This is a genomic window from Streptomyces sp. NPDC101152, assembly GCF_044768275.1.
Taxonomy (GTDB): Bacteria; Actinomycetota; Actinomycetes; order Streptomycetales; family Streptomycetaceae; genus Streptomyces.
The window spans coordinates 110,739-120,814 of the sequence record NZ_JBIWPO010000022.1; the positions used below are offsets into that span (position 1 = coordinate 110,739).

General features: G+C 72.4%; 8 protein-coding genes. 4 read left to right on the forward strand and 4 right to left on the reverse strand.

Translation table 11 applies throughout. The features are described from left to right. Window positions 1-134: 134 nt before the first annotated feature. From ACIRVK_RS26325 to ACIRVK_RS26335, 3 genes are read right to left on the reverse strand one after another with little or no spacing between them, the layout of a single operon-like run. Window positions 135-2,519, reverse strand: coding sequence for a xanthine dehydrogenase family protein molybdopterin-binding subunit (locus tag ACIRVK_RS26325; protein ID WP_404251099.1), 2,385 nt, complete (start codon window positions 2,517-2,519; stop codon window positions 135-137). A 2-nt stretch (window positions 2,520-2,521) separates the two neighbouring features. Then, window positions 2,522-3,091 (reverse strand): (2Fe-2S)-binding protein, encoded by a 570-nt coding sequence (locus ACIRVK_RS26330; protein ID WP_404251101.1) that lies wholly within the window; start codon window positions 3,089-3,091, stop codon window positions 2,522-2,524. Beyond that, complete coding sequence (locus ACIRVK_RS26335; protein ID WP_404251103.1) at window positions 3,091-3,981, reverse strand: FAD binding domain-containing protein; 891 nt, start codon at window positions 3,979-3,981, stop codon at window positions 3,091-3,093. The genes ACIRVK_RS26330 and ACIRVK_RS26335 overlap by 1 nt, the downstream gene beginning before the upstream one ends. A gap of 344 nt (window positions 3,982-4,325) precedes the next feature. Between ACIRVK_RS26335 and ACIRVK_RS26340 the strand changes: the two genes are divergently transcribed. The 3 genes from ACIRVK_RS26340 (at window position 4,326) to ACIRVK_RS26350 (ending at window position 7,479) form a co-directional block, all read left to right on the forward strand. Continuing rightward, the gene (locus tag ACIRVK_RS26340; protein ID WP_404251105.1) at window positions 4,326-5,999 is read left to right on the forward strand and encodes a PucR family transcriptional regulator; all 1,674 of its coding nucleotides are present in this window, start codon (window positions 4,326-4,328) and stop codon (window positions 5,997-5,999) included. Window positions 6,000-6,104: 105 nt separating this feature from the next. Continuing rightward, the gene (locus ACIRVK_RS26345; protein ID WP_404251107.1) at window positions 6,105-6,887 is read left to right on the forward strand and encodes a hypothetical protein; all 783 of its coding nucleotides are present in this window, start codon (window positions 6,105-6,107) and stop codon (window positions 6,885-6,887) included. 91 nt (window positions 6,888-6,978) lie between these two features. Then, window positions 6,979-7,479: a DUF2231 domain-containing protein gene (locus tag ACIRVK_RS26350; protein ID WP_404251109.1), complete on the forward strand. Its 501-nt coding sequence runs from the start codon at window positions 6,979-6,981 to the stop codon at window positions 7,477-7,479. A 151-nt stretch (window positions 7,480-7,630) separates the two neighbouring features. On the opposite strand, the gene ACIRVK_RS26355 is transcribed toward ACIRVK_RS26350, so the two are convergent. Continuing rightward, on the reverse strand, window positions 7,631-8,422 hold the full coding sequence (locus ACIRVK_RS26355; protein ID WP_404251111.1) for a GntR family transcriptional regulator: 792 nt from the start codon (window positions 8,420-8,422) through the stop codon (window positions 7,631-7,633). A 499-nt stretch (window positions 8,423-8,921) separates the two neighbouring features. Here ACIRVK_RS26355 and ACIRVK_RS26360 point away from each other — a divergent pair, with 499 nt between their 5' ends. Then, the gene (locus ACIRVK_RS26360; RefSeq protein ID WP_404251113.1) at window positions 8,922-9,956 is read left to right on the forward strand and encodes a DUF2637 domain-containing protein; all 1,035 of its coding nucleotides are present in this window, start codon (window positions 8,922-8,924) and stop codon (window positions 9,954-9,956) included. Window positions 9,957-10,076 lie beyond the last annotated feature (120 nt).

Below are 10,076 nucleotides of genomic sequence, written 5' to 3' on the forward strand. Positions count from 1 at the left end.
ATGCGCTGAGCGGTGCGGGATTTGGGAAGGTGCTTCGGCCGCACGACCCGGGGGACGGCCCGAGACGAACGAACTGGCCGCTCCGGGCGGCACGTCGACGTGTGACGTTCCCCGTACCGCCCGGAGGGACTGTGCTACGCCATGCCGGTGAGGTGTTCCGGGCGTACCGGCGTCCTGTTCAGCTCCAGGCCGGTCGCGTTGCGGATCGCCGCGAGGACGGCCGGGGTGGAGGACAGGGTGGGTGCCTCGCCGATGCCGCGCAGCCCGTACGGGGCGTGGTCGTCGGCGAGTTCGAGCACGTCGACCGGGATGATCGGCGTGTCGAGGATGGTGGGCAGGAGGTAGTCCGTGAAGGACGGGTTGCGCACCTTCGCGGTCTTCGGGTCGACGATGATCTCCTCCATCACCGCGATGCCCATGCCCTGGAGGGTGCCGCCCTGGATCTGGCCGAGGACGGACAGCGGGTTGAGGGCCTTGCCGACGTCCTGGGCGCAGGCCAGCTCGACGACCTTGACCAGGCCGAGCTCGGTGTCGACCTCGACGACGGCCCGGTGTGCGGCGAAGGAGTACTGGACGTGGCCGTTGCCCTGGCCGGTGCGCAGGTCGAAGGGGACGGTGGGGCGGTGCCGCCACTCGGCCTCGACCTCCACGGCCTCGTCCTCCAGCACGTCCACCAGGTCGGCCAGCACCTCGCCGCCGTCGGTGACGACCTTGCCACCCTCAAGGAGCAGCTCCGCCGTCGCCCACGCCGGGTGGTACGTGCCGAACTTGCGGCGGCCGATGTCCAGGACCTTCTCCCGGACCAGCTCGCAGGAGTTCTTGACGGCGCCTCCGGTGACGTACGTCTGCCGGGAGGCGGAGGTCGAACCGGCGCTGCCCACCTCGGTGTTGGCCGGGTGGATCGTCACCTGTGCGACGCCCAGCTCGGTGCGGGCGATCTGCGCGTGGACGGTGACACCGCCCTGGCCGACCTCCGCCATCGCCGTGTGCACGGTGGCGACGGGCTCGCCGCCGACCACCTCCATGCGCACCTTGGCGGTGGAGTAGTCGTCGAACCCCTCGGAGAAGCCGACGTTCTTGATGCCGACCGCGTACCCGACGCCGCGTACGACACCCTCGCCGTGCGTGGTGTTGGACAGGCCGCCCGGCAGCTGCCGTACGTCCGCGCCCTCGCTGGACTCCCACTGGCGCTCCGGCGGCATGGGCATCGCCTTGACGCGGCGCAGGAGTTCGGCGACCGGTGCCGGCGAGTCGACGGGCTGGCCGGTCGGCATCAGCGTGCCCTGCTCCATGGCGTTGAGCTGCCGGAACTCCACCGGGTCCATGCCGAGTTCCTTCGCCACCTTGTCCATCTGCGCCTCGTAGGCGAAACACGCCTGGACCGCGCCGAAGCCGCGCATGGCGCCGCACGGCGGGTTGTTGGTGTAGAGGGCGATGGCCTCGATCTCCACGTCGTCGACCTTGTACGGGCCGATGCCGAGCGAGGAGGCGTTGCCGACGACCGCGGGGGACGCGGAGGCGTACGCGCCGCCGTCGAGGACGATGCGGCACTTGACGTGCGTCAACTTGCCCTCACGGGTCGCCCCGTGCTCGTAGTGCAGGCGGGCCGGGTGGCGGTGGACGTGCCCGAAGAAGGACTCGAAGCGGTTGTAGACGATCTTGACGGGCTTGCCCGTACGCAGGGCGAGCAGACAGGCGTGGATCTGCATCGACAGGTCCTCGCGACCGCCGAACGCACCGCCGACGCCGGCCAGCGTCATCCGCACCTTCTCCTCGGGCAGGCCGAGGACGGGCGCGATCTGGCGCAGGTCGCTGTGCAGCCACTGGGTGGCGATGTAGAGGTGGACGCCGCCGTCCTCCTCCGGCACCGCGAGGCCCGACTCGGGGCCGAGGAAGGCCTGGTCCTGCATGCCGAAGTAGTACTCGCCCCGGACGATGACGTCGGCCTTCTTCGCGGCCTCGGTGGCGTCGCCGCGGACGATCGGCTGGCGGTGGACGATGTTGGGGTGCGGGACGTGGCCGATGTGGTGGTCGTCGCGGTTCTCGTGGACGAGGATCGCGTCGGGGGCGGTCGCGGAGGCCTCGTCGGTGACGACGGGCAGCTCGCGGTACTCGACCCTGATCTTGGCGGCGGCCCGGCGGGCCGTCTCCGGGTGGTCGGCGGCGACGATGGCGACCGGCTCGCCGTGGTGGCGGACCTTGCCGTGCGCGAGGACCGGGGTGTCCTGGATCTCCAGGCCGTAGTTCCGCACGTCGGTCGGCAGGTCGTCGTAGGTCAGGACGGCGTACACGCCGGGGGTCTTCAGCGCCTCGCTCGTGTCGATCGAGACGATCTCGGCGTGCGCGACCGTGGAGCGCAGGATCTGGCCCCAGAGCATGTCCTCGTGCCACATGTCGGACGAGTACGCGAACTCGCCGGTGACCTTCAGGGTGCCGTCCGGGCGGAGCGTGGACTCGCCGATGCCGCCCTTGGTCCGGGAGCCCTGGGTGATCTTGGTGGGAGCGCCGTTGGTCGGCATCGTCAGACCGCCTCTCCCTGCCGGGCGGCCGCCAGGCGCACCGCGTCCATGATCTTCTCGTAGCCCGTGCAGCGGCACAGGTTGCCCGACAGCGCCTCGCGGATGTCCGCGTCGGTCGGGTTGGGGTTGCGCTCCAGCATCTCGTCGGCGGCGACCAGCAGGCCCGGCGTGCAGAACCCGCACTGGACGGCGCCGGCGTCGATGAACGCCTGCTGGATGGGCGCCAGTTCGGTGCCCTCGCCGGTCTGCGAGTCGGTGCCCTTCGCCTGCCAGCCCTTGGCCTCGTCCAGCGAGGTGCCGCACGCGTCGCCGCAGGAGCGCTGCCTGGCGTAGTCCGCGAGCCCCTCGACGGTCACCACGTCCCGTCCCTCGACCTGCCCGGCCGCGACCAGACACGCGCACACCGGCACGCCGTCCAGGCGTACCGTGCAGGACCCGCACTCACCCTGCTCGCAGGCGTTCTTCGAGCCGGGCAGACCGAGCCGCTCGCGCAGCACGTACAGCAGGGACTCGCCCTCCCACACGTCGTCGGCCTCCTGCGGGCGTCCGTTGACGGTGAAGTTGACGCGCATCAGGCGACTCCCTCCGAGCGGGCGGCGGTGCCGCGGTACGACTCCCAGGTCCAGGTCAGCGTGCGCCGGGCCATGACGGCGACCGCGTGCCGGCGGTAGCTCGCCGTGCCCCGGACGTCGTCGATCGGGTTGCAGGCACCGGAGCACAGCTCCGCGAACCGCTTCGCGACCGACGGGGTGATGATCTTGCCGTTGTCCCAGAAGCCGCCCTCCTCGAGCGCCGCGTTCAGGAACTCCTCCGCTGCCCTGGCCCTGACGGGCGTGGGCGCCGCGGAGCCGATGCCGGTGCGGACGGTCCGCGTCGACGGGTGCAGCGCGAGCCCGAAGGCGCACACGGCGATCACCATCGCGTTGCGCGTGCCGACCTTCGAGTACTGCTGCGGTCCGTCGGCCTTCGCGATGTGCACGGCGCGGATGAGTTCGTCCGCCGCCAGCGCGTTGCGCTTGACGCCGGTGTAGAACGCGTCGATCGGGATACGGCGGCTGCCGCGCACCGACTCGACCTCGACCTCGGCGCCCGCCGCGAGGAGCGCGGGGTGGGCGTCACCGGCCGGGGAGGCGGTTCCGAGGTTGCCACCGACGCCGCCGCGGTTGCGGATCTGCGGGGAGGCGACCGTGTGCGAGGCGAGGGCGAGCCCCGGCAGCTCGGTCCGCAGGTGCTCCATGATGCCGCTGTACGGGACGGAGGCACCGAGCCGCACGCTGTCCTCGCCGACCTCCCACTCGTAGAGGTCGCCGACGCGGTTCAGGTCGAGCAGGTACTCGGGCCGGCGGTGGTCGAAGTTGATCTCGACCATCACGTCGGTGCCGCCCGCAATGGGCACAGCGGTGGGGTGCTCGGCCTTCGCGGCGAGCGCCTCCTCCCAGCTGGCGGGGCGAAGGAAGTCCATGACCGGCTCTCTTCTTCGTCTCGTGGGGTGGTACGGAATCGAGCCAGATTCGGTGCGGCGGGCCCGGCTCGTTCATGTGCTGTTCACGCGGAGTGAAGTCAGTACACAGCGCCGTACTCCATCGGGGTCAGTCACGGAAACCATGAAGGAGTTGGCTGGCCAGGGCGGGCATCTTGTAGATTCATATGAACGGAGGTCATCGGTTACCTCCCAGTTTTCCGGTAGAAACACAGGACACAGCCTGGCTGCGGAAGAGTGCGGTGCCCGCGCCGTCCAGCGGGTTCCTCCCCCGACCACCCTCACGATGCATCGTAGGTTTCGAGACAAAGAACGGCGGCGACGAGATGCGGCTGCGCGCACTGCTGGACACCGACGCGCTGGGCCTCAGGCTACTCGGCGGCGAGGACGAACTGGACCGGACCGTCCGGGGCGTGATGACCACCGACCTGCGGGACCCCAGCCGCTACCTGTCGGGCGGTGAGCTGGTGCTCACGGGCCTGGCCTGGCGCCGGGACGCCGACGACTCGGAACCGTTCGTACGGATCCTGGCGCAGGCCGGGGTGGCCGCGCTCGCGGCCGGCGAGGCGGAACTGGGGAACATCCCCGAGGACCTGGTGGTGGCCTGCGCCCGGCACCGGCTTCCCCTCTTCGCGGTGCACGAGTCGGTGGCGTTCGCGACGGTCACCGAGCACGTCGTCCGGCAGGTCTCCGGCGAGCGCGCGGGCGATCTGGCGGCCGTGGTGGACCGGCACCGGCGGATGATGACCTCGGGCCCGGCGGGCGGCGGCCCGGACGTGGTCCTCGACCTGCTCGGCTCCGACCTCGACCTCAGGGCCTGGGTGCTCTCCCCCACCGGACGGCTGATCGCCGGTCCGAAGGTCGCCGGCCCGGGGCTCGCCGCCGACGTGTGCGTCCAGCTCGCCGCCGAGCATCTCGCCGCCACCCGCGGCGGACGCCGGGGGCCGCACCGGGTGACGGCGGGAGGGGTGACGTACAGCCTCTTCCCGATCCGCGGCAGCAACCGGGCGCCGCAGGCCGCGCGGGACGTGCGCGAGACCGTGCTGTCGGACTGGCTGCTGGCCGTCGAGGCGGACGCGGGCGACTGGCCGGCCGAGCGCCTGGACCTGCTGCAGGGCGTCACCCAGCTGATCTCCGTCGAGCGGGACCGCCGGGAGGCGGCCCGCACGGTACGGCGCCGGCTCGCGCAGGAGGTGCTGGAACTGGTGCAGACGGGCGCGGCGCCGGGGGAGGTCGCCGCCCGGCTGCGGGTGGCCGCCCCGGTGCTGCTGCCCGGCCTCGGGACGGCCCCGCACTGGCAGGTGGTGGTGGCCCGCGTCGACTGGGCGGACGCGGAGATCGAGGCGGGCCCGGTCGCGCAGGCCCTGCTGGAGGAGATCCTGGTCGACCCGCGCGCCACGGGCCCCGAGCCCTCGGACCGGATCGCCGTCGCGCACACCGGCGACGAGGCGATCGCCCTCGTCCCGCTCCCCGCGGTCTCGGCCGAGCACGACGGCTCGGAGTCCGGGATCCTCGCCGAGGCGCTGCTGGAGTCCGTCCGCGAGCCGCTGTCGGCCGGCCTCGACGACGACGGCCAGGTCACCCTCGGATTCAGCGCCGCCGTCCACTCGGCGGAGGGCCTGCGCGGGGCGCTGGAGGAGGCACGGCACGCGCGGCGGGTCGCGGCCGCGCGCCCGGGCCGGGTGTGCGCGGCGGGCCACCAGGAACTGGCCTCGCACGTCCTGCTCCTGCCCTTCGTCCCCGACGACGTCCGCCGCGCCTTCACGGCGCGGCTGCTCGACCCGCTGCGCGACTACGACCGCCGCCACCGCGCCGAACTGATCCCCACCCTCGAGGCCTTCCTCGACTGCGACGGTTCCTGGACGCGCTGCGCGACCCGGCTGCACCTGCACGTCAACACGCTGCGCTACCGCGTGGGCCGCATCGAGCAGTTGACGAGCCGGGACCTGTCCCGGCTGGAGGACAAGCTCGATTTCTTCCTGGCGTTGCGCATGAGCTGACCCGACTTTGTGAAATCCTTCACCCAGCCCCTTGGCCCGGCCGCGGGATCCGTGCTGAGATGCGGCCACCACTCAAAGCTCGATGGCGTGCTCGGGGAGGGCAATGTGGCGCATACCGCCATGTCTGGTACCGGAACGACCGCAGGTGACGATCCCCTCCAGACCGCGGTATGGCGGCTGCGCTCGCGCGCGTGCTGGACCGACGCGGCGGCGCTGCTGGAACCGGTCACCGCCGCCCCCGCGCTGCAGCGGACCGCCCTGCTCGTGGAGAAGTGCCTGTACACGGAGCAGGGCTGGGACGCGGCGGAGGACGCGCTGCGTACGGCGGAGGCGCTGGCGCACACCGACGACGAGCGCGGCGCGGCCGCTTGTGAACGCGGGTACTTGGCGTACGCGGCGACCCTGCACTCGGTGCGCGACCGGGCCGACGAGGCGCGGGCGGCGCTCGGGCGGGCGGCGGCGCTGATCGCTCCGGGGGCGCCGGGACGGGCGCTGCTGGACTTCCGGCGCGGTCTGCTCGCCCAGAACCTCACCGGCTCCCCACAGGCCGCGCGGGCCGCGTACCGGCGTGCCCACGCCGGCGCCACGGCCAACTCCGACCTGCTGCTGCTCTCCTTCACCTGGCGCCATCTCGCCGGACTGGCCCTGCGGGACGGCGAGTTGGCGGAGGCCCGGCACGGCTTCGCCGAGTCCCTGCGGATCCGCGAGGAGCTGGGCTATCTGGTGGGCACGGCCCCCGCGCTGGTGGCCCTGGCGGACGCGGAGACGGAGCCGGAGGCATCCCGGCTGCGGGAGGAGGCCCGGCGGCTGTTCCGGCTGCTGGGCGGGGTGCCGACGTGGCTGGCGGGTCAACTGGCGCCGCCGGCACCGGGAGCGGCGACGGCCTGACGCTCCGCGGGTGTTACGGGTGGGCTCAGAGGAACCTCAGAGGTTCCTGTGGCAGTCTGACGCGCCTGTCACCCCCCATGGAGGAAAACCGATGAGCCTCGTCAACGGTCTGCCGGCACATATCCTGCTGGTCCACCTCGTCGTCGTCCTCGTGCCGCTGACCGCGCTGGCACTGGTGGCCGGCGCGGTGTGGCCCGCGGCCGCCCGCCGGATGGGCGTGGTGCTGCCGGTCCTGGCCTTCGTCACGCTGGTGAGCGTGCCGCTGACCACGCAGGCCGGCGAGTGGCTGGAGCGGCACGTGACGAGCAGCGCCCTCATCCGCAGGCACACGGAACTCGGCGACGGTCTCCTCCCCTGGGCACTGGGCCTGTTCGTGCTCGCCGCGGCGGTGTGGTGGACGGCTCGGCGGACGTCCACCGAGCGGACCGGCACCCGTTCCGCGTCCGTGATACGCGTCGCGGCCGCCGTACTGAGCGTCGCCGTGGCCGCGGGCGCGGTCGTCGACGTCTACCGCATCGGCGACTCGGGCGCGAAGGCGGCCTGGACGGGCAGCTACTCGAAGGCGGAGACCACTCCCGGCAAGGGGAACTGACCCAGGCCCCGCCCGCGAAGCGTCGGACCCTCTCCAGCACGCGTACGACGTCCACCTCCCGGCCGTCAGCGCCTGAAGCAGCGCGGCACGGGCCGGCTGCCGTTCCACGGCGGAGACGGGTTCCGACCACCCGCGAAGCGTCGGACGCGGTCTAGGCCGCGCCCGCGAAGTGGTGGCTCACCAGGCCGCGGACGACGTCCACGTCCCCCGCCGTCAGTGCGTCCAGGAGGGCGGTGTGTTCCGTCGCGTCCGCCAGCAGGTCGGCGTGACCGGCGGGGGTCCGGCCGCCCACCAGGGGCCACTGTGCCCGGCGGTGCAGGTCGTCGGCGATCTGGACGAGCTGTTCGTTGCCGGACAGGGCAAGCACCGCGCGATGGAAGGCGCGGTCCGACTCGGCGTACGTGGCCCGGCAGCCGGAGGACGCGGCGCGGACCGTGGCCTCGGCGAGGGGGCGCAGCTCCCGCCAGCGTTCCACCGGCACCGCACGGGCCAGGCGGAGCATCACGGGGATCTCGATCAGCGCGCGGATCTCGGCCAGCTCGGCCAGTTCCCGGGTACCGCGTTCGACGACCCGGAAGCCCCGGTTGGGAACGACCTCGACGGCGCCCTCGAGCGCCAGTTGCTGCATCGCCTCCCGCACGGGCGTGGCGGAGACCCCGAACCGCTCCCCCAGCGCCGGCGCCGAGTACACCTCGCCCGGTACCAGTTCCCCGGTGACCAGCGCGCTGCGCAGCGCGTCGAGGATCTGCCCGCGCACCGAGGCCCGCTGGACGAGCCGCGGACGCGGGATCGGCGGCTCGCTGTGCGTGTGCTCGCCGCGGGCGGCCGCGCCCTCTTCCCGGTCCACGTCGGCCGCCCCGGGCTGCGACGGCACCCTGGGGGCGGCTGCCGTACGGCCCTGCGGTGTTCCGGTCCCCGTGGAGCCCTGCACGTGCTGCCTCACGGGTCCTCCTCCGGACGTGTCGGTACTTGGGGCCATTACGACGGGTTGTTACTCGTCCGTCAAGCACCATATGCGCACAAGCCGTCAGGTCAAACCAGGTCACCGCTGAGTGACGGGGAGACTACGGAAGGCGAGCAGGACGCCCTTCCGGTGAGCCGTCGAGGCGTCAAGCCGCTGGCGACCGCCGCCAGTTGGACCCCCCTCCGGCATGCCGGAGGGCGGTCGTGCCGTAAGATCACCCGCGAAGAGGTCACCCGCTCGGTTACAGGCGATTCACAACTTCCTCACTTGCCGCAGGAACTTTCCGAGGAACCACCCGTACGGGTAGTCTTATTCGAACTCAACTCCCGCCCCTCAAGCGGCAGTTCGAGCAGAACGCTGCCCTGGGCATTCCCTTGCACTTCCTTGGCGGCCTCTTGCCCCGAAACCCCCTGAGGGCCGGTGGGATTGGGCCACTATGGCGGGCGTTACGCCCTATCCCAATGCAAGGGACCCCTAGATGAGACTGACCGACATATCGCTGAACTGGCTGCTTCCGGGCGCCGTACTGCTCCTGGGCATGCTGGCGGCGGTGGCGGTGCTCGCGCGCAGCAAGCGGTCCGGCGGGGAGCACGCGAAGGACGACTCGTGGGAGCGCAGCGAGGAGCGCCGCAGGCGCAAGGAGGCCATATACGGCACCGCCTCCTACGTCCTGCTGTTCTGCTGTGCGGCGGTCGCCGCCGCGCTCTCCTTCCACGGCCTGGTCGGCTTCGGCCAGCAGAACCTCGGCCTCTCGGGCGGCTGGGAGTACCTGGTCCCGTTCGGCCTGGACGGCGCGGCCATGTTCTGCTCGGTGCTCGCGGTACGTGAGGCCAGCCACGGCGACGCCGCCCTCGGCTCCCGGATACTGGTGTGGACGTTCGCGGCGGCCTCCGCCTGGTTCAACTGGGTGCACGCACCCCGGGGTGTCGACCACGCGGGCGCGCCGCAGTTCTTCGCCGGCATGTCGCTCTCGGCGGCCGTGCTCTTCGACCGCGCGCTGAAGCAGACCCGCCGGGCCGCCCTGCGCGAGCAGGGCCTGGTGCCGCGTCCGCTGCCGCAGATCCGTATGGTGCGCTGGCTGCGGGCCCCCCGCGAGACCTACAAGGCCTGGTCGCTGATGCTCCTTGAGAACGTGCGCAGCCTGGACGAGGCGGTCGAGGAGGTCCGCGAGGACAAGCGGCAGGAGGAGGCCAACCGGCTGCGCCGCCGCGAGGCGGACCGGCTGGAGCGCGCCCAGCTCAAGGCGATCAGCCGGGGCCACCGCGGGATCATCGGCCGTGGCCGTCCGGAGCCGCAGGCCCTGGAGCGTGGCGGCACCCAGACCCCCGCGGAGCCTGCCCTACCGACCCCGGAGCCGCTGCCCGTACGCCAGCGTCCCTCGCTGCAGCCCGTCCGCCAGGGCGGTTCTGAGTCGGTCACGGTCGACCTCACCGCGGAGGACGACACAATGGCCCTGCCGCGCCTCGACTCCCTGGAGCGCAAGCTCAAGGACCTCGAGCAGCAGTTCGGCTGACCTCGGCCGGAATCGGGGAGGGGGGGGGGGCCGGGGGGCAACGCCCCCGCCCCGTAACGCCAGTGCGGCGGGGAGGACCGACCACACCACCCTACCCCAGCCCTGGGGACCCCACCCCCC

Coding starts and splice junctions, on each gene's coding strand:
- ACIRVK_RS26340 (WP_404251105.1), top strand. CDS start 4,326: ATGCGGCTGCGCGCACTGCTGGACACCGACGCGCTGGGCCTCAGGCTA.
- ACIRVK_RS26350 (WP_404251109.1), top strand. CDS start 6,979: ATGAGCCTCGTCAACGGTCTGCCGGCACATATCCTGCTGGTCCACCTC.
- ACIRVK_RS26360 (WP_404251113.1), top strand. CDS start 8,922: ATGAGACTGACCGACATATCGCTGAACTGGCTGCTTCCGGGCGCCGTA.
- ACIRVK_RS26325 (WP_404251099.1), bottom strand. CDS start 2,519: ATGCCGACCAACGGCGCTCCCACCAAGATCACCCAGGGCTCCCGGACC.
- ACIRVK_RS26335 (WP_404251103.1), bottom strand. CDS start 3,981: ATGGACTTCCTTCGCCCCGCCAGCTGGGAGGAGGCGCTCGCCGCGAAG.
- ACIRVK_RS26330 (WP_404251101.1), bottom strand. CDS start 3,091: ATGCGCGTCAACTTCACCGTCAACGGACGCCCGCAGGAGGCCGACGAC.